Source organism: Massilia oculi (genome assembly GCF_003143515.1).
Lineage (GTDB): Bacteria > Pseudomonadota > Gammaproteobacteria > Burkholderiales > Burkholderiaceae_D > Telluria > Telluria oculi.
This window is the reverse complement of the sequence record NZ_CP029343.1, coordinates 1,994,013-2,019,893: the sequence shown is the minus strand read 5'-3', so window position 1 is coordinate 2,019,893 and position 25,881 is coordinate 1,994,013. Positions and strand designations below refer to the sequence as shown.

General features: G+C 64.8%; 33 protein-coding genes. 23 read left to right on the top strand and 10 right to left on the bottom strand.

The features are described from left to right. Positions 1-130: 130 nt before the first annotated feature. The 3 genes from DIR46_RS27230 to DIR46_RS09335 all read left to right on the top strand — a co-directional run bounded on the left by DIR46_RS27230 (position 131) and on the right by DIR46_RS09335 (position 1,868). Positions 131-817 (top strand): SGNH/GDSL hydrolase family protein, encoded by a 687-nt coding sequence (locus tag DIR46_RS27230; protein WP_229446557.1) that lies wholly within the window; start codon positions 131-133, stop codon positions 815-817. Continuing rightward, entirely contained in the window at positions 802-1,302 is a 501-nt protein-coding gene (locus tag DIR46_RS27225) for an SGNH/GDSL hydrolase family protein (RefSeq protein ID WP_229446556.1), read from the top strand. Before DIR46_RS27230 ends, DIR46_RS27225 begins: the two co-directional genes overlap by 16 nt. A 68-nt stretch (positions 1,303-1,370) precedes the next feature. Then, positions 1,371-1,868, top strand: a complete 498-nt coding sequence (locus DIR46_RS09335) for a cupin domain-containing protein (RefSeq protein WP_109344996.1) — start codon at positions 1,371-1,373, stop codon at positions 1,866-1,868. 156 nt (positions 1,869-2,024) lie between these two features. Here DIR46_RS09335 and DIR46_RS09330 read toward each other — a convergent pair whose 3' ends face one another. After that, positions 2,025-2,615, bottom strand: coding sequence for a TetR/AcrR family transcriptional regulator (locus DIR46_RS09330; protein WP_109344995.1), 591 nt, complete (start codon positions 2,613-2,615; stop codon positions 2,025-2,027). A 166-nt stretch (positions 2,616-2,781) separates the two neighbouring features. On the opposite strand from DIR46_RS09330, the gene DIR46_RS09325 reads away from it, so the two are divergent. Both DIR46_RS09325 and DIR46_RS09320 read left to right on the top strand, forming a co-directional pair. Further along, entirely contained in the window at positions 2,782-3,915 is a 1,134-nt protein-coding gene (locus DIR46_RS09325; protein ID WP_205289100.1) for an alpha/beta fold hydrolase, read from the top strand. Further along, positions 3,912-4,931: an ankyrin repeat domain-containing protein gene (locus DIR46_RS09320; protein WP_109344994.1), complete on the top strand. Its 1,020-nt coding sequence runs from the start codon at positions 3,912-3,914 to the stop codon at positions 4,929-4,931. The genes DIR46_RS09325 and DIR46_RS09320 overlap by 4 nt, the downstream gene beginning before the upstream one ends. 51 nt (positions 4,932-4,982) lie before the next feature. Here DIR46_RS09320 and DIR46_RS09315 read toward each other — a convergent pair whose 3' ends face one another. Next, positions 4,983-5,234, bottom strand: a complete 252-nt coding sequence (locus DIR46_RS09315) for a tRNA (cytidine(34)-2'-O)-methyltransferase (RefSeq protein ID WP_109344993.1) — start codon at positions 5,232-5,234, stop codon at positions 4,983-4,985. A gap of 228 nt (positions 5,235-5,462) precedes the next feature. On the opposite strand from DIR46_RS09315, the gene DIR46_RS09305 reads away from it, so the two are divergent. After that, the gene (locus tag DIR46_RS09305) at positions 5,463-5,684 is read left to right on the top strand and encodes a cupin domain-containing protein (RefSeq protein WP_370659962.1); all 222 of its coding nucleotides are present in this window, start codon (positions 5,463-5,465) and stop codon (positions 5,682-5,684) included. Here the strand turns inward: DIR46_RS09305 and cynR are convergent. Further along, complete coding sequence (gene cynR, locus DIR46_RS09300; RefSeq protein WP_109344992.1) at positions 5,668-6,558, bottom strand: transcriptional regulator CynR; 891 nt, start codon at positions 6,556-6,558, stop codon at positions 5,668-5,670. The two genes, DIR46_RS09305 and cynR, sit on opposite strands and share 17 nt — an antisense overlap. Before the next feature lie 223 nt (positions 6,559-6,781). On the opposite strand from cynR, the gene DIR46_RS09295 reads away from it, so the two are divergent. The 5 genes from DIR46_RS09295 to DIR46_RS09275 all read left to right on the top strand — a co-directional run bounded on the left by DIR46_RS09295 (position 6,782) and on the right by DIR46_RS09275 (position 9,052). Then, complete coding sequence (locus tag DIR46_RS09295; protein ID WP_109344991.1) at positions 6,782-7,444, top strand: carbonic anhydrase; 663 nt, start codon at positions 6,782-6,784, stop codon at positions 7,442-7,444. Between the two features lie 33 nt (positions 7,445-7,477). After that, a complete protein-coding gene (cynS, locus tag DIR46_RS09290) occupies positions 7,478-7,948 on the top strand; it encodes a cyanase (RefSeq protein ID WP_109344990.1) in 471 nt (156 codons plus the stop codon). 20 nt (positions 7,949-7,968) lie between these two features. Then, positions 7,969-8,160: a hypothetical protein gene (locus DIR46_RS09285; RefSeq protein WP_109344989.1), complete on the top strand. Its 192-nt coding sequence runs from the start codon at positions 7,969-7,971 to the stop codon at positions 8,158-8,160. A gap of 50 nt (positions 8,161-8,210) precedes the next feature. After that, positions 8,211-8,681 (top strand): nuclear transport factor 2 family protein, encoded by a 471-nt coding sequence (locus tag DIR46_RS09280; protein ID WP_109344988.1) that lies wholly within the window; start codon positions 8,211-8,213, stop codon positions 8,679-8,681. 182 nt (positions 8,682-8,863) lie between these two features. Continuing rightward, the gene (locus tag DIR46_RS09275) at positions 8,864-9,052 is read left to right on the top strand and encodes a hypothetical protein (RefSeq protein WP_109344987.1); all 189 of its coding nucleotides are present in this window, start codon (positions 8,864-8,866) and stop codon (positions 9,050-9,052) included. Here the strand turns inward: DIR46_RS09275 and trmL are convergent. Both trmL and DIR46_RS09265 read right to left on the bottom strand, forming a co-directional pair. Beyond that, a complete protein-coding gene (trmL, locus tag DIR46_RS09270) occupies positions 9,049-9,519 on the bottom strand; it encodes a tRNA (uridine(34)/cytosine(34)/5-carboxymethylaminomethyluridine(34)-2'-O)-methyltransferase TrmL (RefSeq protein ID WP_109344986.1) in 471 nt (156 codons plus the stop codon). The genes DIR46_RS09275 and trmL overlap by 4 nt on opposite strands. Positions 9,520-9,568: 49 nt before the next feature. Then, entirely contained in the window at positions 9,569-10,288 is a 720-nt protein-coding gene (locus tag DIR46_RS09265) for a ComF family protein (protein WP_109347968.1), read from the bottom strand. Positions 10,289-10,348: 60 nt separating this feature from the next. Between DIR46_RS09265 and DIR46_RS09260 the strand changes: the two genes are divergently transcribed. From DIR46_RS09260 to DIR46_RS09235, 6 genes are all read left to right on the top strand, one after another. Next, positions 10,349-11,266, top strand: coding sequence for a methyltransferase domain-containing protein (locus tag DIR46_RS09260; protein ID WP_109344985.1), 918 nt, complete (start codon positions 10,349-10,351; stop codon positions 11,264-11,266). A gap of 350 nt (positions 11,267-11,616) precedes the next feature. Then, positions 11,617-12,816 carry a cytochrome c oxidase subunit II gene (gene coxB / locus DIR46_RS09255; protein WP_109344984.1) on the top strand — a complete coding sequence of 400 codons (1,200 nt, stop codon included), beginning with the start codon at positions 11,617-11,619 and terminating at the stop codon, positions 12,814-12,816. Between the two features lie 15 nt (positions 12,817-12,831). Beyond that, positions 12,832-14,439: a cytochrome c oxidase subunit I gene (gene ctaD / locus DIR46_RS09250; RefSeq protein ID WP_109344983.1), complete on the top strand. Its 1,608-nt coding sequence runs from the start codon at positions 12,832-12,834 to the stop codon at positions 14,437-14,439. Between the two features lie 112 nt (positions 14,440-14,551). Then, positions 14,552-15,127 carry a cytochrome c oxidase assembly protein gene (locus DIR46_RS09245; RefSeq protein ID WP_109344982.1) on the top strand — a complete coding sequence of 192 codons (576 nt, stop codon included), beginning with the start codon at positions 14,552-14,554 and terminating at the stop codon, positions 15,125-15,127. After that, positions 15,120-15,329, top strand: coding sequence for a DUF2970 domain-containing protein (locus tag DIR46_RS09240; RefSeq protein ID WP_109344981.1), 210 nt, complete (start codon positions 15,120-15,122; stop codon positions 15,327-15,329). Before DIR46_RS09245 ends, DIR46_RS09240 begins: the two co-directional genes overlap by 8 nt. 34 nt (positions 15,330-15,363) lie before the next feature. Next, positions 15,364-16,236, top strand: coding sequence for a cytochrome c oxidase subunit 3 (locus tag DIR46_RS09235; protein WP_109344980.1), 873 nt, complete (start codon positions 15,364-15,366; stop codon positions 16,234-16,236). A gap of 3 nt (positions 16,237-16,239) precedes the next feature. Here the strand turns inward: DIR46_RS09235 and DIR46_RS09230 are convergent, their stop codons facing one another. Continuing rightward, positions 16,240-16,440 carry a twin transmembrane helix small protein gene (locus tag DIR46_RS09230; RefSeq protein ID WP_005668124.1) on the bottom strand — a complete coding sequence of 67 codons (201 nt, stop codon included), beginning with the start codon at positions 16,438-16,440 and terminating at the stop codon, positions 16,240-16,242. 33 nt (positions 16,441-16,473) lie between these two features. Between DIR46_RS09230 and DIR46_RS09225 the strand changes: the two genes are divergently transcribed. Genes DIR46_RS09225 through DIR46_RS09200 form a run of 6 tightly spaced genes read left to right on the top strand, consistent with a single transcriptional unit; the run spans position 16,474 to position 21,627 of the window. Further along, positions 16,474-17,205, top strand: coding sequence for an SURF1 family protein (locus DIR46_RS09225; RefSeq protein WP_109344979.1), 732 nt, complete (start codon positions 16,474-16,476; stop codon positions 17,203-17,205). Further along, positions 17,183-17,800: an SCO family protein gene (locus DIR46_RS09220; protein ID WP_502560881.1), complete on the top strand. Its 618-nt coding sequence runs from the start codon at positions 17,183-17,185 to the stop codon at positions 17,798-17,800. Before DIR46_RS09225 ends, DIR46_RS09220 begins: the two co-directional genes overlap by 23 nt. Positions 17,801-17,841: 41 nt before the next feature. Then, a complete protein-coding gene (locus DIR46_RS09215) occupies positions 17,842-19,008 on the top strand; it encodes a COX15/CtaA family protein (protein WP_109344977.1) in 1,167 nt (388 codons plus the stop codon). Further along, on the top strand, positions 19,009-19,902 hold the full coding sequence (cyoE, locus tag DIR46_RS09210; RefSeq protein WP_109344976.1) for a heme o synthase: 894 nt from the start codon (positions 19,009-19,011) through the stop codon (positions 19,900-19,902). A gap of 16 nt (positions 19,903-19,918) precedes the next feature. Next, a complete protein-coding gene (locus tag DIR46_RS09205; RefSeq protein WP_109344975.1) occupies positions 19,919-20,521 on the top strand; it encodes an SCO family protein in 603 nt (200 codons plus the stop codon). A 29-nt stretch (positions 20,522-20,550) separates the two neighbouring features. Further along, positions 20,551-21,627 carry an AI-2E family transporter gene (locus DIR46_RS09200; RefSeq protein WP_109344974.1) on the top strand — a complete coding sequence of 359 codons (1,077 nt, stop codon included), beginning with the start codon at positions 20,551-20,553 and terminating at the stop codon, positions 21,625-21,627. 4 nt (positions 21,628-21,631) lie between these two features. Here DIR46_RS09200 and DIR46_RS09195 read toward each other — a convergent pair whose 3' ends face one another. From DIR46_RS09195 to DIR46_RS09180, 4 genes are all read right to left on the bottom strand, one after another. After that, positions 21,632-21,991: a hypothetical protein gene (locus DIR46_RS09195; protein WP_109344973.1), complete on the bottom strand. Its 360-nt coding sequence runs from the start codon at positions 21,989-21,991 to the stop codon at positions 21,632-21,634. Positions 21,992-22,017: 26 nt separating this feature from the next. Continuing rightward, entirely contained in the window at positions 22,018-23,574 is a 1,557-nt protein-coding gene (locus DIR46_RS09190; RefSeq protein WP_109344972.1) for a hybrid sensor histidine kinase/response regulator, read from the bottom strand. 6 nt (positions 23,575-23,580) lie between these two features. Continuing rightward, on the bottom strand, positions 23,581-24,384 hold the full coding sequence (locus DIR46_RS09185) for an alpha/beta fold hydrolase (protein WP_109344971.1): 804 nt from the start codon (positions 24,382-24,384) through the stop codon (positions 23,581-23,583). Positions 24,385-24,484: 100 nt separating this feature from the next. Further along, positions 24,485-25,837: a hemolysin family protein gene (locus DIR46_RS09180; protein WP_109344970.1), complete on the bottom strand. Its 1,353-nt coding sequence runs from the start codon at positions 25,835-25,837 to the stop codon at positions 24,485-24,487. Positions 25,838-25,881 lie beyond the last annotated feature (44 nt).

The window sequence follows — 25,881 nt, the reverse complement described above, 5'->3', positions numbered from 1 at the left end:
GATCTCCAGGGCAGGCAATGGATGAGCAAAGGATCAGCAAAGGATGAGAAAACTACGCATCGGCGACGCCGGTGTCAACGGCTGGGGTCCTTATAATGAGCGCTGCATAAATCCACCAAGGAATACCGCGATGACGTTGTCCTTCCATTCACCGATCACGCCGGACCTGGTCCATGGCGCCGTCGAACTCGAGCGCACGGAAGCGGGCCTGCTGCCGCACCGCCTGCCGGCCTGGGCGCGCGCCCAGTGCCACGATCCGCAACTGGCGATGGTGGAGGCGCAGCCTTCCGGCGTGCGCCTGGCGCTGCGCACGGCGGCGACGGTCGTGGAACTGGTCGTGTTGCCGACCAAGCGCCGCTACGGCGCCATGGCGCCGCGCCCGGACGGCCTCTATGACCTCGTCGTCGACGGCCATCTGGCGCAGCAGGCCAGCGCGCCCGGCGGCAAGATCATGGACATTGACATGCTGTCCGGCGCGGCGACGATGCGGCCGGGCGAACCGCAGCGGCTGCGCTTTGCCGGCCTGCCGCCGGGCGACAAGACCGTCGAGATCTGGCTGCCGCATGACGAGACGACCGAGCTGGTGGCGCTGGATGCCGATGCGCCGCTCGCTCCGATTCTGGCGCCGGGCAAGCGCCGCTGGCTGCACCATGGCAGTTCCATCAGCCAGGGATCGAACGCGACCAACCCGACCGGCATCTGGCCGGCCGTGGCAGCGCGGCTGGCCGGCGTCGACCTCTTCAACCTGGGCCTGGGGGCAGCGCATTGCTGGATCCGTTCACGGCGCGTACGATCCGCGATTTGCCGGCCGACGTGATCAGCCTCAAGCTGGGGATCAACCTCGTCAACACGGATGCGATGCGGCTGCGCGCCTTCGGGCCGGCCGTGCACGGTTTTCTCGATACGATCAGGGAAGGGCATCCGACGACGCCGCTGCTCGTGGTCTCGCCAACCTGGTGCCCGATCCATGAAACCACGCCAGGCCCGACCATGTTCGATGGCAAGGCGCTGGAAAAGGGGAAGTTGCTGTTCCGGGCGATGGGCAACGACGCCGAGCGCCGGCAGGGCAAGCTGACCCTTGGCGTGATCCGCGAGCAGTTGCAGAAGATCGTCCAGCAGCGGGCGCCGGCCGATGCGCATATCCATTACCTCGACGGCAGGGAGCTCTACGGCCCGGAGGACAATGCGCGGTATCCTCTACCCGACGAGCTGCATCCCGAGGCGGAGGCGCATCGCCTGATCGGCGAACGCTTTTGCGCGCTGGCGTTTGGTGCCGGCGCCTTTGGCGAAGGCGTGGCTTGAGTTCGGATCGATCCTTCGTCGGACGATGACCTTCCTGAAAACAATGACCCTTTGACCTGAGACACGCCATGACTCCTGACACCAATTCGGACCATCTGATCTCTCTGCTGTCGCTCATGCCGCATCCGGAAGGCGGTCACTTCAAGGAGACCTACCGAAGTCGACACCGCGTGAACAGGGAGGGAGACGGAGCCAGCCGTTCTGCCTCGACTGCGATTTATTACCTGCTGCGCGCAAGGGAGAGGTCAACCTGGCATCGGATTCGGTCGGACGAGATGTGGCATTTCTATGATGGGGTGCCAGTTCGGATCCACGTCCTGGAGCCGGATGGGGAGCTCAGCGTGCTCAGGCTGGGCAACCCATTGCGGCATGAGGGCGCGCAGTTCCAGGCGCTGGTCCCTGCCGGGCGCTGGTTCGCTGCAGAATGCGAGGAGTCCGAGGGCCACAGCCTGGTCGGTTGTACGGTAGCCCCTGGCTTCGAGTTCGAAGAATTCGAGATCGGGGATGAGCGCTTCCTCAAGAAGGACTGGCCCCGGCATTCGGCATTGATCGCACGTTTGGCGTAATGATCCGGTTGCGAAGGGGCGCCTGGGGCGAACGCCGTCGCGCCAAGAATGGCTGACACCGGGCCAAATGCGCTTGCCGTGGTGCTTTTCAGCGCCTGTGCGCGCGTCCGGCATGCCAGCACCACCGATGATGTCTCTGGCGTCAGGGCCGTTCGGCTAATCGACGGCGCTGGCGGCCGGGACCAGCGCAGCGACGATCAGGGACTCGAGATCGGCCGCCGCCAGCCGTTCGCTCACGCGTCCGCGCACCATCGCGGCCGACAGCGCCTCGGCCGCGCCGATGATGCCGATGCAGCGCCTGCGCAGTGGCGCACTCGCCAGTGGTGACACGGGCGCGAGTGCGTCGTGGAAGAAGTCGACGTAGCCGTCGATGATGCGCTCATGGCACGCGTGCATCGCGGCGTCGCCCTGCATCGCCGCGCCGATCGCGTGCCACTCGGGTCCCAGCGCCGCATGGCAGCTCATGTACGCGGCCGCCAACATGCGCGCGATGGTCGGCAGGTTCGCGGGCGTATCGGTCAATTCGGCCGCCACCGCAGCGAGCCGGCGTTCGTTGATTTCCTGGTACAGCGCGGTCAACAAACCCGAGCGGGTCTCAAAATGGCTGTAGGCGATCGGCTTGCTCACGCCGGCTTCTTTTGCCAGTGCACCGAGCGTGAGGGCATCGGTGCCGTGTTCGCGCACGATGGCATACGCGGTGTCCAGCAATTGGGCCCTGCGATCGGCCCGGGGTAATTTGTTCGTCAATGCTCGTCCTTACGCGTGGCGCACACGATTCGCCTGTGGATTCATATTACCTATGGTAACCTACTAAACGTAATATGAATCACACAGGCGGCACGTGCTGGTCTTGTCAGCCACATTGTGACAGAAAGCGCCGTCACCGATCGACACCCACCAGGAGGTTCCTTGCATGATTCCGATCTCGATTTCGTTCCCCACTCCGGCCGCGCACTCTCTGCAGGACCCACACGCCGACGCAGGTGCGCCGCTACTGGCGGGCAGGCGCAACGTGCTGCGCGCCGCATCGCTTGCAGGTCTCGGCCTGATCGCGCCTGGCGCGGTGGCTGCGTCGGCGACGGGGGCCTTGCCGGTGCGCCAGAGCCTGATTCAAATTGACGGTGAACCGTTCCGCGTCATCGAACAGGGCGCCGGCCCCGCGGTGCTGTTCTGTCACGGCTTTCCCGATACCGCCGACACCTGGCGCAGCCAGATGCGGGCGGTCGCCGCCGCAGGTTACCGGGCGGTGGCGCTCGACATGCGCGGCTTCGGCCAGAGCTTCGCGCCGCGCGACCCCGCTCTGTACACATCGATGTACACGGTGGGCGACCTGGTGGGCGTGCTCGACGCCCTCAAGATCGACACGGCGGTCGTCGTCGGCCACGACTGGGGCGCGGACCACGCCCAGCGCGCTGCGCTGATGCGGCCCGACCGCTTCCGCGCGCTGGTCAGCATCAGCATTCCGTTCGCGCCGCGTGGTGAGACGAGCCTGTACCAGGATCTTCGCAAGCGCGGACTGGGCGATCGCTACTATGCGCTGGAGTGGATCAAGCCTGGCGCCGAAGCGCTGTTCGCGCCGCCCGCGCAGTCGATCCCTTCCATCCTGTACTGGCCCTCCGCCAGCCCGCCGGCGGATCAGCGCTGGGACCCGATCGACCCACGTCGCAGCCTGTTGCGTCCTGCGCCAGCCAAGTTGCCGGCGTGGGCCGACCCCGCCTATGTGCGGCACACCATCGCGGCCTTCGAAAAAACGGGATTTCGCGGTGGTCTGAACCATTACCGGGCCACCCAGGGCTCGTTCGACCTGCTCTCCGCGTTCAAGGGCGCCGTCATCCGGCAGCCATCCCTCTACATCTGGGGCGCGGAAGACGGCCTGTGCCAGTTCTTCCACAAGACGACGCCCACGTTGGCCGAACTGCGGCGCGGACAACCGGGCCTCGTCGGCCAGGTGCGGCTCGAGGGTGTGGGCCACTGGGTCCAGCACGAGGCGGCCGACCGTCTGAATGCCGAATTGCTCAAGTTTCTCGGCGCGCTGGGGGCGCCATGAATATCTGCACCGCGATTCGCAGCGGCAGCATCGATTCGGTGCGCGTGCTGGTCGGCCGGGGCGCCGATGTGAGCCGGCGCGGGCCCGACGGTTTCACACCGCTGATGATCGCGGCCGGCCTGGGCCAGTCGCAGATCGTCGAACTTCTGCTCACGGCAGGCGCCGATGTCCACACGCTCGATCCGCGCATGGGCGCCACGGCCCTGCACAAGGCGGCGCAGTCGGGCAATCCCGATGTGGCGGCGCTGCTGCTGGCGCACGGTGCGTTCATCGATCTGCAGTCGCCCAGCATCGGTCACACGGCGCTGATGGATGCGGTCCTGCACAAGCACGCGGGAGTCGTTGGCCTGTTGCTCGATTGCGGCGCACGCACGACGCCGCGCGGTCATGCCGGCCGGAATGCGCTCGAACTGGCGCGCGAGGATGGCCTCGACACGATCGCCGGCTTGATCGAGGCACGCGAAGCGCGCGATGCGGCGCGGACCCGCGACCAGGCGTTGATGACAGCAGTCACGCAGGGCGACCTCGCAGCCGTGGAGCGCCTGATCGCCCTGGGGCATCCGCTGGACCAACGCGCGCCCGCCATCGGCGGTCCTGACGAGGATTGCACGCCGCTCGGCATGGCCGCGCGCATGGGCCACGCGCAGATCGCCCGCAGGCTGCTCGATGCAGGCGCCGACGCGCGAGTGACCTGCGGTCCGATGAAGGCCACGGTCGTGCATGAAGCGGCGTACTTCGGGCACGCCGATGTGGTGCGCGTCCTGACAAGGCCATGCGCCGGAGGTCATGTGGCCGCGATCGACGCGCAGGGTGACTACAATGGCCTGAGCGCCTTGCACGACGCGGTCTGGCATGGCCATGCCGATGCGGCGCGTGCACTGGTCGAGGCCGGGGCGAGGCGCGATCTTGTCTCGCATGCGGGCTTGACGCCACATGCGCTGGCGCTTCTGTATGGCTACCATGCGATCGCGGACCTGCTTGCGGCAGACGGGCCGTACGACTCATCGCATGGATAGCCGCCGTATCTGGCGACGGCCCTGTTCCATGGCACTAACCCGAAGCCAACACTAAGCCCCGCCCTGGTAACCGTTCTGCCGCCAGGCCTCGTACACCACGATCGCCACCGTGTTCGACAGGTTCAGGCTGCGGTTATCGGGCCGCATCGGCAGCCGGATGCGCCGCCCAGGCGGGAAGGTCTCGCGAAACGCCGGCGCCAGGCCGCGCGACTCCGGCCCGAACACGAACACGTCGCCCGGCCGGACCAGCGGAAAACCGAGCGGTTCGATCAGGTGCAGCTGGGCGCCGGCCGATGCGCATATCCACTACCTCGACGGCAGGGAGCTCTACGGCTCGCAGGACAATGCGCGGTATCCTCTACCCGACGAGCTGCATCCCGAGGCGGAGGCGCACCGCCTGATCGGCGAACGCTTTTGCGCGCGGGCGTTTCGTGCCGGCGCCTTTCGCGAAGGCGTGGCCTGAGTTCGGATCGATCCTTTGTCGGACGATGACCTTCCTGAAAACAATGACGCTTTGACCTGAGACAGGCCATGACTCCTGACACCAATCCGGACCATCTGATCTCTCTGCTGTCGCTCATGCCGCATCCGGAAGGCGGTCACTTCAAGGAGACATACCGAAGTCGACACCGCGTGAACAGGGAGGGGGACGGAGCCTGCCGTTCTGACTCGACTGCGATTTATTACCTGCTGCCCGCCTGGCGTGACGATGAAATTGCGCAGCACGCTCGCACATTCAGCTCGTGCTGCTGAACGACTGCTTGGCCAAGGCCGTGAAGGCGATCGACGCGGCAGAGCGATATACGTCGCGACGATACAGTAACGTTGCAGTGCGCGGCTGCGGTTCGGGCGTAATGGCTATGTTGCGAAGATCAGCATGCTGTAGACCGATGGCTTGAGGTAGTATCGTGATCATGTCGCTGCGGCGCACTACCTCGATCAAGGCGCTGATCGTATTCGTTTCCATCGCAATGTACGGAGCAATGCCGAGCGAGCGAAGATAATCGTCGATGTGGCGACGCGTCGCAAAATCAAGGCTGAGCACTCCCAGTCGTTCGGTCGCTAACATCTCTGGGGTAATCGGTCGCGTACGCGCAGCGAACTTGTGCTGCGTACCGACGACTACATGCAGACGTTCAAACAGCAAGGGCTCGCATTCGATGTCGTCAGCGGGACGCGAGACCGCAAATGCAATGCCCAGGTCGACCTCATCGGCAGCCACGGCGGCTGCAATGGTATCGAGGGACATCTCTTTCAAGCGGACCATGATCCCTGGATAACGGGCGTGAAACGCCGCCAGTAATGGACCGACCAGATAGGCAGTAAAAGTTGGCGTGGTTGCCAGACGCAGCTCGCCGCGCACCAGGTCCTGCACATCGTGAATTGCACGCCGACCTGTTTCCAGCTCGCGCAAAGCGCGTTCCGCGTACTGAATATAGACCCTGCCGGCATCGGTGACCTTCACCGTTCGCCCACCACGGTCGAGCAACGCAACCCCAAGCATGTCCTCGAGCTGGATGATCTGCTGCGATAGCGTGGGCTGCGAGACGTGAAGAGACTCAGCGGCACGCGTGAAATTGCCGTGTTCAGCCACGGCCAACAGATAACGGATCAGGCGAAGTTGCACGGCACTTTGTTACTGGTTTCTCCTATGACGGCTATTTTAGACCACTCGTGGCCGTGGGATACCCGAAACATCCGCAGGCGGCGCATTCATGCACCACGCTCACAGCTGGGCAACATCACATAACTATTGGTTCTGCCTATGGCAATCATTCGAAACAGGTCTTGGACGCAATAGTAGAAACGCCCGAAGATGTACTCACACCGACACCAGGGAGTGAGATCAAATGAAACGGTTTATTCAAGGCGCAATCAAGTTCCAGGCAGATGTCTTCCCTGGTATGTCCAGCCTGTTCAAGCAACTGGCTACGAGCCAGAGCCCAGGTACGCTCTTCATTACCTGCTCGGACAGCCGCGTGGTGCCCGAGTTGCTGACCCAGCAGCAACCAGGCGACGTCTTCGTCATCCGCAACGCCGGCAACATCGTGCCTTCCTACACTTCCGAGCCGGGCGGCGTTACCGCCACTGTGGAATACGCCGTCGGTGTGCTGGGCGTGACCGACATCGTGGTCTGCGGCCACAGCGATTGTGGCGCCATGACCGCCATCGCCAAATGCACATGCCTGGATCACCTGCCTGCCGTGGCCGGCTGGCTGCGCCACGCCGATGCGGCGAAGGCCGTCAACGAAGCGCGCACCCACATCACGCCAGAGGCGAAAGTGAGCGCCATGGTGTACGCCAACGTCGTGGCGCAGCTGACGAACATCCGTACCCATCCTACGGTCGCCCTGGCCCTCGAACAGGGCAAGGTCGCCCTGCATGGCTGGGTGTACGACATCGAGACCGGCGATATCAATGCCCTCGACGGCGCGAAAAATGAATTCGTCAACCTGGCCCGTCATCCCGGCACGGTGGCCTATCAATCCACACGGCAGCTCAAGGCCGCCTGACCGCATTACCTACTGACCTGAAAGGACTTCATTATGCTGCAATCGAACGTGACCCAAGACACCCGGGTTGACCTGACTTCCCGCGTGCTCGCCGCCAAGGCCATCAAGGACCTGAGTTTTGCCCAGTTGGCCGAGGGCACCGGCCACCGCGTGGCCTATGTCACGGCGGCGCTGCTGGGGCAGCATGCACTGTCGAAAGAAGCCGCGGAGCTGGTGGCCGACCGCCTCGGTCTGGACGCCGCCGACGCCAGGCAGCTGCAGGCCGTGCCGCTGCGTGGCAGCATCCCGGGCGGTGTGCCGACCGATCCGACCATCTACCGCTTCTACGAGATGGTGCAGATCTACGGCACCACATTGAAGGCCCTGGTCCACGAGCAGTTCGGCGACGGCATTATCAGCGCCATCAACTTCAAGCTCGACATCCAGAAGGTCGCGGATCCGGACGGCGGCGAGCGCGCCGTGATCACGCTGGACGGCAAATTCCTGCCGAACAAGCCGTACTGATACTTCACGAAGGCGCTGCGATGAACACGACTGAACAAGCCTCTGCACAGACCTGGTTCGATCAGCTGATGAAGGTGCAGCGCCTGGGCTTCCAGCGCACAGCAGAAGGCTGGCTGGTGACGCTAGATGGCTTCCTGATGTCTCATGGAGAAACGCAGGAAGTCGCCATCGGCTGGGCTTACGTGATGAGCCATAAATCTGCGTACGAATAAGAAAGCAGCACCGCTTACCAATCTTTGCATACCAATCAAGGAGTAATACCATGTCTATCCGTCCTCCACTGCCACCATTCACCCGTGAAACCGCCATCGAAAAAGTCCGGCTCGCCGAAAACGGCTGGAATACCCGCGATCCGGAAAAAGTCGCGCTCGCTTATACCGAAGACAGCTGGTGGCGTAATCGCGCCGAGTTCGCCCAGGGTCGCGAAGCCATCGTCGCTCTGCTGCAACGCAAGTGGAGCCGCGAGCTGGATTACCGCCTGGTGAAGGAGTTGTGGGCCTTTGACGGCGCGCGCATTGCGGTGCGTTTTGCGTACGAGTATCGTGACGATTCCGGCCAGTGGCATCGTGCCTACGGCAATGAAAACTGGGAGTTCGATGAGAATGGCTTGATGCATCACCGTCACGCCTGCATCAACGAGCATCCGATCGACGCTGACGAACGTAAGCTGCTGTGGGACGCCAGCGGCCCCCGTCCGGCCGATCATCCAGGACTGAGCAGTCTCGGTTTCTGAGGCAGCTGAAAGGCTGGAGTAATCGAAGAGTGGGAAGCTGTGATACCGATGCTGGCGCAAGTATGTCGAGCCTATGATGCCGAGCGAGCTTGGCTCGTATCGGCGAAGGCGTCAAGCCAGGCAAGGGCAGCATCTACCACTCTTCCGCTATAACCCCAGATGGCAAGGCGGAAGCAACGACCATGACCAACAAGCCCACTGTGCCGGTGATGCCGGACAAAAAACCTGCCAGCGCCGAGCCGCCGCTCGCAGGCCAGGACCACGACGACAGCGCGCTCGACGAAGCGCTAAGGGAGACCTTCCCGTCCAGCGATCCGATTGCCATCAGCATCGAACCGCCCCCGAACGAGTCGAACTGCACCCGAACCTAAGCCCCGCCCTGGTAACCGTTCTGCCGCCAGGCCTCGTATACCACGATCGCCACCGTGTTCGACAGGTTCAGGCTGCGGTTGTCGGGGCGCATCGGCAGCCGGATGCGCTGGCCAGGCGGGAAGGTCTCGCGAAACGCCGGCGCCAGGCCGCGCGACTCCGGCCCGAACACGAACACGTCGCCCGGCCGGAAACTGGCCTCGGCGAACGGCGACGAACCATGCGTGGTGAGCGCGAACATTCTCGACTGGTCCGGCTTGACCTCCTCGAGGAAGGCGTCCCAATCCTTGTGCACCTTCATATCGGCGTACTCGTGGTAATCCAGACCGGCGCGGCGCATCTTGGCGTCGTCCAGCGGAAAACCGAGCGGTTCGATCAGGTGCAGCTGGGCGCCGGCGTTGGCGCACAGGCGGATCACATTGCCGGTATTCGGCGGGATTTCTGGTTCGACCAGGACGACGTGAAACAAGGTACTTCTCCTCAGTGATGTCGGTGATCTCGGTGATCTCAGTGATAGTTCATGCATGCGGCGGCGTGCGCGCGAACACGAAGTTCGTGACGCGCGCGGCGCCAGCCCGTTTCAGGACGGTCGCGACTTCGTCGAGCGTATGTCCGCTCGACATGACGTCGTCGACCACGCCCACATGGCGTCCGCGCACGTCGCACGCGGCGTCCACGCCGAACGCCCCGCGCACATTCTTCTTGCGCTCTCCCGGCGCCGCATTCGATTGCGCCTGTGTTTCCCGCACCCGCTGCAAGAGCCGTGGCGCTAGCGCCACGCGCAGGGCGCGGGCCAGCGGCCGCGCCACCTCGAGCGCCTGGTTGTAGCCGCGCTCGACCAGGCGGGCGGGGCCCAATGGCACGGGACACAGCACATCCGGCAACGCCAGGCACGCCTGTGCGACGGCATCGTGCAGCACCCGCGCCATCCACGGCGCCAGCGCCAGCTGGGCGCCGAATTTCAGCTGCATCACCAGGCTGTCGAGCGGCGCCGCGTAATCGCAGGCGGCCACGGTGGCGTCGAAGGCGGGCCGGTCCGCCAGGCAGGCGCCGCATTGCCGGCCGAGATCAAGCGCGCCGACCGGATTGGCGCAGCACGGGCAGCGCGTCACGGGCAGGACGTAGGCCTGCTCGCAAGCCGCGCACACGGCGTGACCCGAGTAGCCTGCGCACAAGGCGCAGGCCGATGGCAGCATGGCGCCCAGCAGGCGGCCGGGCAGTGCGCGAAGGTCCAGCATCGGCTCGACTTCCCACAACCGGTTAAACTGCCAACATTATCTCATCTCGACTTGCATCCCATGGCTTCTCCTCAATCCTCGTCCAGGCTGAGCGCCCCGATCGACCTGTCCCGCGTGCGCGCGCTGTTCGCGCGTCCCGAGCGCATCGCGCCATCGGACTTCCTGCGCCGCGAGATCGCCGAACGCATGCACGAGCGCCTGGGCCTCGTGAAACTCGTTCCGAAGCAGGTGCTGGACGCGGGGTGCGGCGCCGGCGCCGACCTGGTCCTGTTGCAGAAAACCTATCCGGCCGCCCAGATCCTGGGTCTCGACGGAGCAGGTGCCATGGCGCGGGCGGCCAGGGGGCCGGTAGCCCAGGTCGGCGCGCTGAACCAGTTGCTGACCCGCCTGATGCCGGCCAAGGCCGGTGTCGACGTGCTGTGCGGCGACTATGGCAACCTGCCGTTCGGGGCGAACTCGCTCGACCTGCTGTGGTCGAACCTGGCGCTGCACTGGCACCCGCTGCCCGACCGCGTGTTCGCCGAATGGCGCCGTGTGCTGCGGGTGGAAGGGCTGCTGATGTTTTCCTGCTTCGGCCCGGACACCTTCACCGAGCTGCGCACCGCCTTCGCCGCGCTCGACGCCTACCCGCACACCTTGCCCTTCGTCGACATGCACGACTTCGGCGACCAGCTGGTCGCAGCCGGTTTCTCGACGCCCGTGATGGACATGGAACGCATCACCGTCACCTACGACACGCCGCAGGCCCTGTTGGCGGACGTGCGGGCGCTGGGCGGCAATCCGCTCGAATCGCGCCGCCGTGGCCTGATCGGCCGCGCGGCCTGGCAGCGCATGCTCGACGCCCTCGAGGCGCAGCGCCGCCCGGACGGCAAGCTTGCCCTGACATTCGAAGTCATCTATGGGCACGCCTTCCGCCCGGCGCCGCGCACCACCACCTCCGGGGAATCGATCGTGCGCTTCCAGCCGCGCAAGCCCTGATATTCCGCTTGCATGGCATAGTTGCTAACAAGGCCGATTTTCCTTGAATAAAAATTAGTGCTTTAGATATAATCAATTGCTATTTTTTTCGTCCGGCCAATAGAATCGCTTAAAAAAGCGGCAGATTCGGACGAAAAGTAGAAAAAAGAATTGCAGCAGTCGTAGAGTCGCCCGGTCCTGGCAGCAACGTATTGCCAGGTGGGCGAGATGGTTTCCCACCATTCCGCAGCGCAATTTCGCGGGACGACCCGGCAAGCCCTCTGCGATCAGTAGGAGCGGGCACGGTTCGTTCACGAAATTGCTGGGCCCGTTTAAAAATATTCTTATTTTTAGGGTGGTTGGGGACATACATGACATATGCAACGCGACTTCAGGCCGTGCTCTACGGCCTTGCCGTACTCGCAGCAGGCAGCGCCACGCCAGCCTTGGCGCAGCAGCAACAGCCGATCACGGGCCGGCCTCTCGAGCACCAGCTCAATATGCAGGCCCCCGTCACACAAGTTGGCGCCGACATCTATTCCCTGCACAACTGGATGATGATCGTTTGCCTGGTGATCTTCGTCGGCGTGTTCGGCGTCATGTTCTATTCGGTGTTCAAGCACCGTAAATCCCTGGGCCACAAGCCCGCGACCTTCCACGAATCCACCGCCGTCGAGATCGCCTGGACCGTGGTGCCGTTTCTGATCGTCATCGGCATGGCGCTGCCCGCGACCAAGACCGTTGTCGCCCTGAAGGACACCTCGAACGCCGATCTGACCATCAAGGCCACCGGCATGCAGTGGAAGTGGGGCTACGATTACCTGAAAGGCGAGGGCGAAGGCATCTCCTTCCTCTCGAACCTGGCCACCCCGCGCTCCCAGATCGGCGAGCCGGGCGTCAAGCCCACCGAGGCGCGCACCGACAACTACCTGCTCGAAGTCGACAACGAGATGGTGGTCCCGGTGAACAAGAAAATCCGCATGGTGTTCACCGCCAACGACGTGATCCACGCCTGGACGATTCCGGCGTTCGCGATCAAGCAGGACGCCATCCCCGGATTCGTGCGCGACGGCTGGTTCCGCGCCGAGAAGACCGGCGTCTACCGCGGCAACTGCGTCGAGCTGTGCGGCAAGGACCACGCCTTCATGCCGATCGTCGTGCGCGTGGTGACCGACGCCGAGTACACCGCCTGGGTCGAGGGCAAGAAGAAGGAAATGGCGGCCCTGGCCGACGATCCGACCAAGACCTGGACCATCGACGAGTTGAAAACCCGCGGCGAGCAGGTCTACGCCGCCAACTGCGTGGCCTGCCACCAGGCCAACGGCAAGGGCGTGCCGGCCGCCTTCGCGGCGCTGGACGGTTCGCCGAACGTGCTGGGCGACAAGAAGCACCAGATCGACATCCTGCTCAACGGTCAGAAGTCCGGCAAATTCCCGACCGAGATGCCGGCCTGGAAACAGTTGTCCGATACCGAGATCGCCGCGGTGATCACCTATACCCGCAACACCTGGTCGAACAAGGCTGCGGAAAATATCGTTCAACCGGCCGAAGTCCTGGCCGCACGCAAATAATGCAGGGGTAACGACATGAGCACCACGACGATCGACCACGACCACGCGCACGGCCACGACCACGCCCACGACGAACACCACGAGCATCCACACGGCTGGCGCCGCTGGCTGTTCGCCACCAACCACAAGGACATCGGCACCCTTTATCTATGGTTCTCGTTCGTCATGCTGCTCTCGGGCGGCGTGCTGGCGCTGATGATCCGCGCCGAACTGTTCCAGCCCGGCCTGCAATTCGTGCGTCCCGAATTCTTCAACCAGCTCACCACCATGCACGGCCTGGTGATGGTGTTCGGCGCGATCATGCCGGCCTTCGTCGGCTTCGCCAACTGGATGCTGCCGCTGCAGGTGGGCGCCTCGGACATGGCGTTCGCGCGCATGAACAACTTCTCGTTCTGGCTGCTGCCGCCGGCCGCGCTGCTGCTGGCCGGTTCCTTCCTGGTGCCGGGCGGCGCCACCGCCGCCGGCTGGACCCTGTATGCCCCGCTGTCGACCCAGATGGGCGTCGGCATGGACATGGCGATCTTTGCCATGCACATCATGGGCGCCTCGTCGATCATGGGCTCCATTAACATCATCGTCACCATCCTGAACATGCGCGCACCGGGCATGACCCTGATGAAGATGCCGATGTTCTGCTGGACCTGGCTGATCACCGCCTACCTGCTCATCGCCGTGATGCCGGTGCTCGCAGGCGCCATCACGATGACGCTGACCGACCGCCACTTCGGCACCTCGTTCTTCAACGCGGCCGGCGGCGGCGACCCGGTGATGTACCAGCACATCTTCTGGTTCTTCGGCCACCCCGAGGTCTACATCATGATCCTGCCGGCCTTCGGCATCGTTTCGCAGATCATTCCGGCCTTTGCGCGCAAGCCCCTGTTCGGCTATGCCTCGATGGTGTACGCCACCGCCTCGATCGCCATCCTGTCGTTCGTCGTCTGGGCTCACCACATGTTCACCACCGGCATGCCGGTGACCTCGCAGCTGTTCTTCATGTACGCCACCATGCTGATCTCGGTGCCGACCGGCGTGAAGGTGTTCAACTGGGTCGCCACCATGTGGAAGGGCTCGATGACCTTCGAGACCCCGATGCTGTTCGCGGTCGGCTTCATCTTCGTGTTCACGATGGGCGGCTTCACCGGCCTGATCCTGGCCGTGACCCCGATCGACATCCAGGTGCACGACACCTATTACGTGGTGGCCCACTTCCACTACGTGCTGGTGGCCGGTTCGCTGTTCGCGCTGTTCGCCGGCTTCTACTACTGGGCGCCGAAATGGACCGGCCATATGTATCCTGAAGGCCGCGGCAAGATCCACTTCTGGCTGTCGCTCATCACGTTCAACATCACCTTCTTCCCGATGCACTTCCTGGGACTGGCCGGCATGCCGCGCCGCTATGCCGATTATGCGGTGCAGTTCACCGATTTCAATATGATCGTGTCGATCGGCGCCTTCGGCTTCGGTTTCAGCCAGGTGTACTTCCTGTTCGCGGTGGTGCTGCCGACCATCCGCGGCGGCGCCAAGGCGCCCGCGAAACCGTGGGAAGGCGCCGAGGGCCTGGAGTGGACCGTGCCGAGCCCGGCGCCCTTCCACACCTTCGAGCATCCGCCGCTGGTGAAATGATGAGCCCGCGCAAGCCCAATAATCTGCGGACCGCCCTGTGGGTGGGCGGCCTGGCGCTGTTCTTCTTCGCCAGCGTGTTCGTCAAGTTCACCTTGCTGAGCTGAGGCCGGCCATGAGCAGCAAGTTGCTACGCTTGAATCGCACGATGCTCGGCAAGCTGGTGGTGGTGGCGATCGGGATGTTCGGCTTCGGCTACGCGCTGATACCGGTGTACCGCCAGGTCTGCGAGGTGCTCGGCATCAACGTGCTGACCCAGAAGGGCGAGTTCGTGGCGGCGCCGACCAACACCCAGGTGGATACATCGCGCACGATCACGATCGAGCTGGACGGCAATTCGCAGGGGCCATGGCGCTTCCGCCCGACCACGCGCAGCATCGACGTGCACCCGGGCGAGCTGGCCACCGTGATGTACGAGGTGGTCAATACCCAGGGCAGGGCGGTCAAGGCCCAGGCGATCCCGAGCTATGCGCCGCAATCGGCCACGCCGCACTTCATGAAGGTGGAGTGCTTCTGCTTCCAGGAGCAGACGCTGGCGGCGAACGAGGCGCGCCAGATGCCGGTGGTGTTCTTCATCGATCCCAAATTGCCGCGCGAAGTGAAGAACATCACGCTGTCGTACACCTTCTTCGAGATCGGCGGCGCGTTCAAGGCGGCGGCAGCGCCGCCTGGATCGGCGAAGAATGGATAAGCCACACCAGCGCAAGGCGAATTTTCTCGCCACCATGAAGGCCGTGTTCTGGTCCTTCTTCGGCGTGCGCAAGAGCAGGGATTACGAGAGCGATGCCGCCAACCTGAACCCGGTGCACGTGATCATCGCCGGGCTGATCGGGGTAGCGATCTTCATCGGACTGATCATGCTGGCGGTGCGGTTCGCAGTGTCGGCAACATAGACGCAACAATCATAGAATCACAGAGGAGATAGACATGAGTTCGTCACCAGTGACTTCCCCAGGCGCCGCGCCTTACTACTACGTCCCCGGCCCATCGCGCTGGCCGCTGCTGGCCGGCCTCTCGATGCTGGTGACGATGACCGGCGCGTCCGGCTGGGTCAACAGCATGTCGTGGGCGCCGGCCGTGTGCCTGGCCGGCATCGCCGCCATGCTGGTGGTGCTGTACTTCTGGTTCGGCGACGCGATCCGCGAATCCGAATCGGGCCTGTACGGCAAGCGCATCGACCTGTCCTACCGCTGGTCGATGAGCTGGTTCATTTTTTCGGAGGTGATGTTCTTCGGCGCCTTCTTCGGCGCGCTGTTCTATGCGCGCGTGATCTCGATGCCCTGGCTGGCCGACCTCGACCACCAGATCCTGTGGCCCGACTTCTCGGCGCAGTGGGGCAATACCGGTCCGGCCAATATCGTCGACGGCTTCCGCACCATGGGACCGTTCCCGATCCCGACCATCAATACCGCGCTGCTGCTGACCTCGGGCGTGACGCTGACCATCGCCCACCACGCGCTGCGCGCCGGCCATCGCGCCAGGACCGCGTTCTGGCTGGCCGCCACCATCCTGCTGGGCGCGGTGTTCATGGGCTTCCAGGTCTACGAATACATGCACGCCTACCGGGACCTGAACCTGAAGCTGACCTCGGGCATCTACGGCTCGACCTTCTTCATGCTGACCGGCTTCCACGGCTTCCACGTGACGATGGGGGCGATCATGCTGGCGGTGATCCTGTACCGCGTGATGAAAGGGCATTTCACGGCCGATAACCACTTCGGCTTCGAAGGCGCCGCGTGGTACTGGCACTTCGTCGACGTGGTGTGGCTGGGGCTGTACGTGGTCGTGTATTGGTTGTAAGGTTCAGCGCAAGCCGGTCGGTGCGATCCACCCCAGCTGGTGCGCCGCCAGCAAGCAAAGAAACAGCACGATCGACAAACCGACCCGCAGCGCCAGCGCATTGACGGTGCGGTTGCTGCGCCCCTTGTCGCGCATCAGGAAGAACAGGGCCGACCCAAGGCTGGCCAGGATCAGGACGAAGGCGATGGCGACGAAGATTTTCATGGTGGACCTGCGAAAGGTTGAGGCTTCATTGTAATGCGGTTCGGCTTCCGTTTTCGCCCCGTGGCCTTCGCCGCGGCCCTGGTCGTGGCCATCATTGGCATTCTGCTCGGCAACTGGCAACAGGGCCGGGCCGCCCATAAAACCGAACTGCAGGCGCGCCAGCTGGCGCGCGCCGCCGAACCTCCGCTCGACCTTACCCCTTCTGCACAGCCCGGCCCGGAAGATGAATTCCGCAGCGTGCGCCTGCAGGGAGAATTCGTCACCGGCTGGCCGGTCTTCCTCGCCAATCGGCCGATGGGAAGCCAGTCCGGGTTTTATCTCGCAATGCCGTTTAAAATAGCGGGTTCGGACATGCACGTGCTGGTGCTGCGTGGGTGGCTGCCGCGGCCCGCCGGGGCCGAATATGGCAAGCTGCCCGCGTTCGCCACGCCCGCCGGCCCGCTCCTGCTCAAGGGCAGGATCGTCGCGGGCGCCGGCAAGGTGATGGAGCTGGGCGAGGGGCCGCCGCTGGCGCCCGGGGCCATGGTCCAGAACCTGACCCCCGAGGCGCTCGCCGCGGCCAGTGGGCTGAAGATGCAGCCTTTCCTGGTGCAGCAGACCCGGGCCGCCGGCCGGCGCGATGCGCTCGCCCGCGACTGGCCTGCGCCCGATGCGGGCATCGACAAACACCGCGGCTACGCCTTCCAGTGGTATGCACTGGCGGCGCTGGCCCTACTTTTTTATGTGATAACGGGATTCCGACGTGGCTCAAGAACAACTCGCTGACCCCCAAGCCCCCGAGACGGCGCGCCGCCGCGGCCGCATGAAACTGCTGTTGGTACTGCTGGTCTGCGCGCTGCCGATCATCGTGTCCTACATCACGTTCTATATCGTCAAGCCGGATGGCCGCACCAATTACGGCACCATCCTCGACGCGCGTACCTTGCCGATTCCCGAGATGGCCACCACCACGCTCGACGGCAAGCCACGCACCCTGGCCGACCTGAAGGGCAAGTGGGTGATGCTGCGCGTCGGCGGCGGCGCCTGCGACGAGGAATGCCAGCGCCAGCTGTACGCGATGCGCCAGTGGCGCACCATGCAGGGCAAGAACATGGACCGCATGGAGCGCGTCTGGCTGATCACCGATAACGAGCCGCTCGATACCGTGCTGATGCGCGAGTACGACGGCATGGAATTGCTGCGCGCGCCCGCCGCAACGGTGGCGCAATGGCTGCCGGTCGAGTCCGGCCAGAAGATGGGCGACCACATCTACCTGATCGACCCGCTCGGCAACCTCATGATGCGCTTCCCTTATCAGCCGGAACCGGGCCGCGTCTACAAGGACATCGCCAAGCTGCTCAAAGCCTCGTCCATCGGCTGAGCCTTCAAGGTTGCGCTTTACAGTCACAGTTAAAGAAACACATGGACCTGTCTTCACTGCTTCACCTGCTCCTGATGGGCCTGCTCGTCGCCAGCCTGCCGCTGGCGATCGTCTGGATGTCGGCCGACCCCAATAAATACCGCAAGCTGGTGTGGGTGATGGTCTTTCTCACCTTCGACCTGATCGTGTTCGGCGGCTTCACCCGCCTGACCGACTCGGGCCTCGGTTGCCCGGACTGGCCGGGCTGCTACGGCGAAGCCAATCCCTTCCTGGCCCATGAACACATCGCCGCCGCCGAAGCGGCGATGCCGACCGGCCCGGTGACCGTCGCCAAGGCGTGGATCGAGATGATCCACCGCTACCTGGCGATGGGCATCGGCGCGCTGATCCTGGCGCTGCTGTTCACGTCGGTCAAGCAATGGCGCCGCACCCATAACGAGGTGTTCAAGCCGGGCATGCCGCTGGCGCTGCTGGCCTCGGTGTTGGTGCAGGGCGCCTTCGGCGCCTGGACCGTCACGCTCAAGCTGCAGCCGGTGATCGTCACCATCCACCTGTTGCTGGGCATGATGCTGCTGGCGATGCTGGTCTGGATGGGCTGCCGCGAAGACTATCTGCTGAAACCGCCGCCGCTGGCGCGTGGGGAAAACCTGGTGCGCCGCCTGCGCGGCTTGCGGCGCCTGGCGCTGCTGGCGGCGGTGGTGCTGGTCACCCAGATCGCGCTCGGCGGGTGGGTGAGTACCAACTACGCCACCATGGCTTGCGACACCTTCCCGCTGTGCCAGGGCGCGCTGGTGCCGGACCTCGACTTCGAGCACGGCTTCCACCTGTGGCGCGAGCTGGGCATGACCAGGGAAGGCCACTATTTACCGTTCTCGGCCCTGGTGGCGATCCACTGGGTGCACCGGGCGTTCGCGCTGGCGGTGGTGCTGGTGCTGGGCCTGGCGGCCTGGCGCGCCTGGCGTCTGCCGGAAGTCGGCACGACCGCGCGCCGCCTGCTGCTGGTGATGGTCGTGCAGCTGTTCACCGGCATCGCCACCGTGTATTTCGACTTCCCGCTGGCGATCGCCGTCATGCATAACGCCGGGGCCGCCCTGCTTGTCATTCTGGTGACCATGTTAAACTACCGGGTGAAGTTCCAACTCGACGCGGCCCGCGCCACTCCGGCGCCCGAATTTGCCGATCCATTGCTGCGCCAGCAAGCACCCTAAATGACGACCCAGACCGCCATCCACAAGCCTCCGAGCCGGTTCTCGCAATACTGGACCCTGACCAAGCCGCGCGTGACGCAGCTGGCGGTGTTCTGCGCCGTGATCGGGATGTTCCTCGCCACCGACGGCTTCCCGCGGTGGCAGACGCTGGTTGCCGGTACCGTTGGCATCTGGCTGCTGGCGGCGGCCGCCTTCGCGGTGAACTGCCTGGTCGAGGCCGAGGTCGACGCGCGCATGGCGCGCACCGCGCGCCGCGCCACCGCCTCGGGCGAGCTGAGCCAGTCGCAGACGATCACCTTCTCGCTGCTGCTGGGCGGCCTGGGCATGGTCATCCTGTACGCCTTCGTCAATCCGCTGACCATGTGGCTGACCTTCGTCACCTTCGTCGGCTATGCCTTCATCTATACCTTATTGCTCAAGCCGAACACCTCGCAGAACATCGTGATCGGCGGCCTGTCGGGGGCGATGCCGCCGGCGCTGGGCTGGGCCGCGGTGGCCAATGAGGTGCCGATGGAAGCCTGGCTGCTGGTCCTGATCATCTTCATGTGGACCCCGCCGCATTTCTGGGTGCTGGCCATGGTCCGCCGCGACGACTACGCCCGTTCGGGCCTGCCGATGCTGCCGATCACCCACGGCATGAAATTCACCGGCCTGCAGGTATGGCTGTACACGATCGGCCTGGCCGCGACCACCTTGCTGCCGTTCGCGGTCGGCATGAGCGGCCTGATCTACCTGGCGGCCGCGGTGCCGCTCAACGCCATCTTCCTGCGCCACGCATGGCGCGTGCACCGTAACTACAGCGACATGGCGGCGCGCAAGACCTTTACCTGGTCGATCGTCTACCTGTCGCTGCTGTTCGCGGCATTGTTGGTCGACCATTACTTCAAGTTCTGACATAGCGGGTCAAAAAATGAAGAAACTCCTGGGCGTATTGGGATTCACGGCCGTCGCGTTGCTGGCAAGCGGTTGCGACAAACTGGGCGCGAAGCTGGGAAGTGCGCCACCGGCCTTCCATAACACCGACGTCACGGGCGTCGACTACGCCAGGGGTTTCGCGCTCACCGACCATACCGGCAAGCCGCGCACCCTGGAGGATTTCAAGGGCAAGGTGGTGGTGATCTTCTTCGGCTACACCCAGTGCCCCGACGTCTGCCCGACCACGATGGCCGAGATGGCCACCGTGATGAAGGAACTGGGCCCCGCGAGCGACGACGTGCAGGTGCTGTTCATCACCGTCGACCCCGAGCGCGACACCCAGGAGCTGCTGTCGCACTACGTGCCGGCCTTCGACAAGCGCTTCATCGGCCTGGTCGGCGACGCCGCCGCGACGGCCAGGGTGGCCAAGGAATTCAAGGTGTTCTACGCCAAGGTGCCGGGGGCCGACCCGGGCAGCTACACGGTGGACCACACGGCCGGCAGCTTCGTGTTCGACAAGCAGGGCCGCCTGCGCCTGTTCGTGCGCCACGGCCAGGGCCCCGCGCTGATCGCCCACGACCTGCGCCAACTGCTATGATGATGTAAACATCATTCATTCAGGACGGCATGCAAGCGCGACCCGGAAGAAACTACACCCGCATCGCCATCGTCATCCTGCTGACGCTGGGCTGCCTCTACGTCCTGCGTCCCTTCCTGCCGGCCATCCTGTTCGCCGCCGCGGTCGCCATCTCGACCTGGCCCCTGTACCTGCGCCTGCTGCGCGAGCTGCGCGGGCAGCGTACCGTCGCGGCGCTGACGATGACGCTCACCCTGACCCTGCTGTTCATCATCCCGCTGTCGATGGTGGCCTACAACCTGGCCGACGACGTGGCGCGCGGCTTTGGCGAAGTGCGGCAGCTGATCGAGCACCGCGAGCTGGCGCCGCCCGCCTGGCTGGCCGACATTCCCCTGGTCGGCCCCACGCTGGTCGACTACCTGCACGAGCTGATCGCCAGCCGCGAGCAGATGCTGTCCCTGGCCCAGCGCATGCTGGAACCGGCGCGCCACTGGCTGGTGGCGGGCGGCATCATGCTCGGCACCGGCGTCGTGCAGATGAGCCTGGCGGCCTTCGTCAGCTTCTTCCTGTACCGCGACGGGAATGCGCTGCTGGCTGTGATCGCGGTGACGATGCGCAAGGTGATGGGCGAGGGCGCCGAGTCGATCCAGCACACGGTCAGCCAGACCGTGCGCGGCGTGATGTACGGCCTGCTGGGCACCGCGCTGGCCCAGGCGCTGGTGGCGGCGGTCGGGTTTGCGATTGCCGGCGTGCCGGCGGTGCCGCTGTTGTCGGTGCTGGTGTTCCTGACGTCCCTGATCCCGCTCGGTCCGCCGCTGGTGTGGGGCGGCGCCACCGTGTGGCTGTTCGCCCATGGCGAGACCGGCTGGGCGATCTTCATGGCGATCTGGGGCACGGTCCTGATCAGCGGCGTCGACAACGTCGTGCGGCCAATGCTGATCAGCCGCGGCAGCAGCCTGCCGTTCCTGCTGACCCTGCTCGGGGTGCTGGGCGGCGTGATCGCCTTCGGCTTCGTCGGCATGTTCATCGGGCCGGTGCTGCTGGCGGTCGGCTACTCGCTGATGAGCGAATGGACCGGGACCGAGGATCCCATCGTCAAGCATGACGAGGACGTCGCTCAGGGCTAGCAGCTCAGCAGCTGCCCAGCTTCCATACCAGCTTGTCCCTGCCTTTTTCCAGCAGCTGCACCTCGACGCCGTCCTTGACCGAGCGCGTGATCGTCACCGTGCGCCCGAAGTAGCCATATTCCGTCTTGCGCGCGTCCTTGCTCTCGGTCTGCTTGACCTCGGCGCGGTCGATCTGCAGCCGCAGGTTCTGCAGGATCTGTGCGTCGGTCCAGCGCGCCGACAGGGCGACGTGGCGGGTGCGGTCATCGCCGTTGGCGTCGGGATAGCGCCGTTCGCAGGCGGCCGCCGTGTCCAGGTGCATCGACGCGGCCAGGCACAGCAGGCCGGCCGCCAGCCGGGCCGGCACTGAAAACGGGAAGGTCATGGTTCGTGTTCGAGGTGGATGTGTGCTTATCGTAGCAGCAGGCGCAGCTGCTCGAAATCGATCGGTTTGGTCAGATGATGGTCGAATCCCGCGTCCAGCGCCAGCGTCCGGTCCTTGTCCTGGCCCCAGCCGGTGGCGGCGATCAGTGTCGTGGAAAGGCCGCTGGGCAGGGCGCGCAGGCGCCGTGCGAGCTCGTAACCGTTGTAGTCGGGCAGGCCGATGTCGAGCAGAGCGACGTCGGGCGTGAATTCGGCCGCCAGTTCCAGCGCCGCGGTCGCAGTGTGGGCCATGCGTGTCTCGCAGCCGAACAGTTCCAGCGCCAGCGACATGGTCTCGGCGGTATCGAAATTGTCGTCCACCACCAGCACCCGCTTGGGCGAGACCAGCGCGGCCGGCACCTTCGTTTCTTCTTGCTCCGCGCAGCCGGCCACCAGCGGCAGGCGCAGCGTAAACACGCTGCCCAGGCCGGTCCCGGCGCTGTCGACCCGGATCTCGCCGCCATGCAGGTCGACGATGCCGCGCGCCAGCGCCAGCCCGATGCCCAGCCCGCCTCTCGCACGATCGAGGGCCGGTTCGAGCTGGGCGAACATGCTGAAGACCGCGCCCAGCGCGTCGGACGGGATGCCGATGCCGTTGTCGCGCACGCGCAGTTCGGCGTGGCCGTCCGCGCAAGTGAGCTCGACTTCGATCAGGCCACCGTCAGGGGTGTACTTGGCGGCATTGGTCAGCAGGTTGATGACGACTTGCGCCAGGCGCGTGGCGTCGCCGTCGACCACCAGCGGCGCATCGTCGACCGACAGCCGCAACGTGTGGCGCGCCGCCGCCATGGCCGGCGCCATGTCCTGGGCCGCGCCGCGCACCAGCGGCGTCAGGTCGACCGGCGCGCGCCGCAGCTGCATCCGGTTCTGGGTGATGCGCGAAACGTCCATCAGGTCGTCCACCAGCCGCGTCAGATGACGCAACTGGCGATCGAAGGCCTGCAGCAGCCGCTCGTCACCAATGTTTCCATACTTGAGCTTGAAGACGTCGACCGCGCTGCGCATCGGCGCCAGCGGGTTGCGCAGCTCGTGCGACAGGGTGGCCAGGAACTCGTCCTTGCGGTGGTCGGCCGCGGTCAGCTGCAGGTTCAGCGCCTTCAGCTGCAGGTCGGCCGCGCGCTGCGCCTCGAGCGCTTCCTCGGCCACCTTGCGCGCGCCGAGCAGGGCGTGCTCATAGGCGTGGCGCCCGCTCGACCTGAACACGGCCCAGTGGTCCAGGTGGCCGCCATCGGGCCCGGATCGGCGCACGATGTTGAGCAGCACCGGCAGGTGCCGGCCGTCGGTGGAGATCAGGTCGACCTGGACCTCGTTCACTGCGCCCTCGCGCTCCAGCAGCGGCACGCAGCGGGTATGGTGGAACAGGCGGGCGCCGACCGACAGCAGGTCGCAAAAGCGCAGCTTGCTGACCAGCGCATCGTCCTGCATGCCGAGCCAGGCGTGGATAGTCGCGTTGGCGCGCACGATCATGCCGTCGGCATCGGTCGCCAGCAGAGCGCACGCGGCCTGCTCGTAAAAGGAGTCGACAGCGGGCAGGGCGGCGTTCATCAAAGGCTAGCGCAAGGTCTGCGCAAGAAAGACGTCGATCGCGCGTGTACTGGCGGTCGGCGCGCTCATGTGAGGGCAGTGGCCGACGTTGTCGATCACGGCCAGGCTGCTGTTGGGCAGGTTCCGGTGCAGCCATTCGCCGACCGTGCGCGGTGCGATCAGGTCGTCGCTGCACTGCAGGACCAGGGCCGGGACCGTCGACCTGGCCACGTCCGGCCGGTGGTCGGACAGGAAGGTGACGCAGGCGAAGTGGCGCGCGATCTCGGGATCGTTGCGGCAGAAGCTGTTGGTCAGTTCCTCGCGCAGGTCGGGACGGTTGGGAGCGCCCATGATGGCCGGGGCCAGGCTCTGCGTCCAGCCCAGGTAGTTCGCTTCCATGGTGTCGAGCAGCTCGCCGATGTCTTCGCGGCTGAAGCCGCCGACATAGTCGCCATCGTTGATGTAGCAGGGCGATGGGCCGATCATCGCCTGGGCCGCGAAGCGCCCGGGCGCCGCGATGGTGGCCAGCATGCCGATCATGGCGCTGACCGAGTGGCCGACCACCACGACCGGCCCGGTGGCGAACTCCTCGACGATCTCGAGCAGGTCGTCGGCATGGCCGTGCAGCGAGGCATACCGCGCGCGGTCGTAGGCCGCCAGGTCGGAGCCGCCGCAGCCCGTCAGGTGATAGGTGATGACGCGGAAGCGGTCCTGGTAGGCGGGCGCGAGAAAGCGCCACATGGTCTGGTCGCAACCGAAACCGTGGACAAACACCATCGTGGCCGCGCCCTGGCCGGTCACGTGGACATTGTTGCGAGTCTTGACGGACATTTATGCCTTCTCATTGGTATACGGCAGACCATGAACTGAAAATAACATTTTTCAGCTACAAAGTCAGCAAAAGCGGTCATGCAATGAGGCTATAAACACATCAATCGCGTTCGTCGTGCTCATTTGCGCGGGTCAGTTGTGGTATGACTTTGACCAGCAAGATGCGCGGCCCATTCATCTTTTTCACCACGACGTCGAACTGCGGGAATTCGATGCGCTGGCCCTGCTTCGGGATATCGCCCAGTTTTTCCATCAGCAGGCCGCCGACCGATTCCACGTCTTCCAGCCCCATCTGCTCGTTGTCGATGTCGATGCCGAGCAGGCGCTCGAGCGAGAAGATCGGCAGGCTGGCCTTGCCGATATAGGTGCCGTCCGTCTGTTTGAGCCAGTCGTTTTCGTTCATCCGGAACTCGTCGCGGATCTCGCCCACCATCGCTCCCAGCAGATTGTCCAGGGTGACGAAACCGACCGGGCGCTTGCCCTTCTCTCCGATCAGGGCGAAGTGCGGCGCGCCGCCGCGGAAGCGCCGGAAGATGTCCTGGGCCGGGGTGCGCGCCGAGATCGACTCGACCGGGCGCAGGAACTGCGTCAGGTCGGTGACCGGGCGGCCCGCCTGCAGGGCGAAATACAGGTCCTTCAGGTGGATGATGCCCAGCACCTCTTCGCCTTCCTCGTCGAAATACGGGTAGCGCGAAAAGCGGTTGCGGCGCACGGTTTCCAGGTTCTCTTCCAGCGAGCGGCTGGCGTACAGGGCGCTGACCTCGTTGATCGGCCGCATCAGCTCGGAGATCTGCAGCGTGCTGAAGTCGAGCGACTGGGCCAGGATGTTGCGGTCGTCCTGGGTGATCTTCTCGCCCGGCGTGGTGGTGTTGGTATTGGTGCGCAGGATGAGCTTGAGCTCGTCGAGCGAGTAATGGGTGTCGTGGCCGCCGGCGCCGGCCAGGCCGGCCATGCGCAGCACCGTGTTGGCGCTGGCGTTGAGGACGTAGATCGCCGGGTACATCGCCCAGTAGAAGCCGTACAGCGGCATGGCGCACCACAGGGCCACCGATTCCGGCAGCCGGATCGCCAGCGACTTGGGCGCCAGTTCGCCGACCACGATGTGCAGGAAGGAGATCACCGAGAAGGCGACGACGAACGATACGCCGTGGATCAGTTCTTCGGAGGTGACGCCAACGAAGGCGAACACCGGCTCGAGCAGGCTGGCGAAGGCCGGTTCGCCGACCCAGCCCAGGCCCAGCGAGGCCAGGGTGATGCCGAGCTGGCACGCCGACAGGTAGGCGTCGAGCTGGCCGTGGACCTTGGCCAGGATGCGTCCGCGCAGGCCCGTGGTCTTGGCGATCGCGCGCACGCGGGTCTTGCGCAGCGTGACGATACTGAATTCGGCCGCCACGAAGAAGCCGTTCAGCGCCACCAGGAAGAAAGCGAGAACGACGAATAGGATGTTTTCCATACCGGTTTTGTATTAACGAAAGGCAAAGCCAAGGGGCATTGTAC

Excerpts from the sequence above, each read along its gene's own strand:
- DIR46_RS27230 (WP_229446557.1), top strand. The coding sequence starts at position 131 with ATGACGTTGTCCTTCCATTCACCGATCACGCCGGACCTGGTCCATGGC.
- DIR46_RS09335 (WP_109344996.1), top strand. The coding sequence starts at position 1,371 with ATGACTCCTGACACCAATTCGGACCATCTGATCTCTCTGCTGTCGCTC.
- DIR46_RS09325 (WP_205289100.1), top strand. The coding sequence starts at position 2,782 with ATGATTCCGATCTCGATTTCGTTCCCCACTCCGGCCGCGCACTCTCTG.
- DIR46_RS09320 (WP_109344994.1), top strand. The coding sequence starts at position 3,912 with ATGAATATCTGCACCGCGATTCGCAGCGGCAGCATCGATTCGGTGCGC.
- DIR46_RS09305 (WP_370659962.1), top strand. The coding sequence starts at position 5,463 with ATGACTCCTGACACCAATCCGGACCATCTGATCTCTCTGCTGTCGCTC.
- DIR46_RS09295 (WP_109344991.1), top strand. The coding sequence starts at position 6,782 with ATGAAACGGTTTATTCAAGGCGCAATCAAGTTCCAGGCAGATGTCTTC.
- cynS (WP_109344990.1), top strand. The coding sequence starts at position 7,478 with ATGCTGCAATCGAACGTGACCCAAGACACCCGGGTTGACCTGACTTCC.
- DIR46_RS09285 (WP_109344989.1), top strand. The coding sequence starts at position 7,969 with ATGAACACGACTGAACAAGCCTCTGCACAGACCTGGTTCGATCAGCTG.
- DIR46_RS09280 (WP_109344988.1), top strand. The coding sequence starts at position 8,211 with ATGTCTATCCGTCCTCCACTGCCACCATTCACCCGTGAAACCGCCATC.
- DIR46_RS09275 (WP_109344987.1), top strand. The coding sequence starts at position 8,864 with ATGACCAACAAGCCCACTGTGCCGGTGATGCCGGACAAAAAACCTGCC.
- DIR46_RS09265 (WP_109347968.1), bottom strand. The coding sequence starts at position 10,288 with ATGCTGGACCTTCGCGCACTGCCCGGCCGCCTGCTGGGCGCCATGCTG.
- DIR46_RS09260 (WP_109344985.1), top strand. The coding sequence starts at position 10,349 with ATGGCTTCTCCTCAATCCTCGTCCAGGCTGAGCGCCCCGATCGACCTG.
- coxB (WP_109344984.1), top strand. The coding sequence starts at position 11,617 with ATGACATATGCAACGCGACTTCAGGCCGTGCTCTACGGCCTTGCCGTA.
- ctaD (WP_109344983.1), top strand. The coding sequence starts at position 12,832 with ATGAGCACCACGACGATCGACCACGACCACGCGCACGGCCACGACCAC.
- DIR46_RS09245 (WP_109344982.1), top strand. The coding sequence starts at position 14,552 with ATGAGCAGCAAGTTGCTACGCTTGAATCGCACGATGCTCGGCAAGCTG.
- DIR46_RS09240 (WP_109344981.1), top strand. The coding sequence starts at position 15,120 with ATGGATAAGCCACACCAGCGCAAGGCGAATTTTCTCGCCACCATGAAG.
- DIR46_RS09235 (WP_109344980.1), top strand. The coding sequence starts at position 15,364 with ATGAGTTCGTCACCAGTGACTTCCCCAGGCGCCGCGCCTTACTACTAC.
- DIR46_RS09230 (WP_005668124.1), bottom strand. The coding sequence starts at position 16,440 with ATGAAAATCTTCGTCGCCATCGCCTTCGTCCTGATCCTGGCCAGCCTT.
- DIR46_RS09225 (WP_109344979.1), top strand. The coding sequence starts at position 16,474 with ATGCGGTTCGGCTTCCGTTTTCGCCCCGTGGCCTTCGCCGCGGCCCTG.
- DIR46_RS09215 (WP_109344977.1), top strand. The coding sequence starts at position 17,842 with ATGGACCTGTCTTCACTGCTTCACCTGCTCCTGATGGGCCTGCTCGTC.
- cyoE (WP_109344976.1), top strand. The coding sequence starts at position 19,009 with ATGACGACCCAGACCGCCATCCACAAGCCTCCGAGCCGGTTCTCGCAA.
- DIR46_RS09205 (WP_109344975.1), top strand. The coding sequence starts at position 19,919 with ATGAAGAAACTCCTGGGCGTATTGGGATTCACGGCCGTCGCGTTGCTG.
- DIR46_RS09200 (WP_109344974.1), top strand. The coding sequence starts at position 20,551 with ATGCAAGCGCGACCCGGAAGAAACTACACCCGCATCGCCATCGTCATC.
- DIR46_RS09195 (WP_109344973.1), bottom strand. The coding sequence starts at position 21,991 with ATGACCTTCCCGTTTTCAGTGCCGGCCCGGCTGGCGGCCGGCCTGCTG.
- DIR46_RS09190 (WP_109344972.1), bottom strand. The coding sequence starts at position 23,574 with ATGAACGCCGCCCTGCCCGCTGTCGACTCCTTTTACGAGCAGGCCGCG.
- DIR46_RS09185 (WP_109344971.1), bottom strand. The coding sequence starts at position 24,384 with ATGTCCGTCAAGACTCGCAACAATGTCCACGTGACCGGCCAGGGCGCG.
- DIR46_RS09180 (WP_109344970.1), bottom strand. The coding sequence starts at position 25,837 with ATGGAAAACATCCTATTCGTCGTTCTCGCTTTCTTCCTGGTGGCGCTG.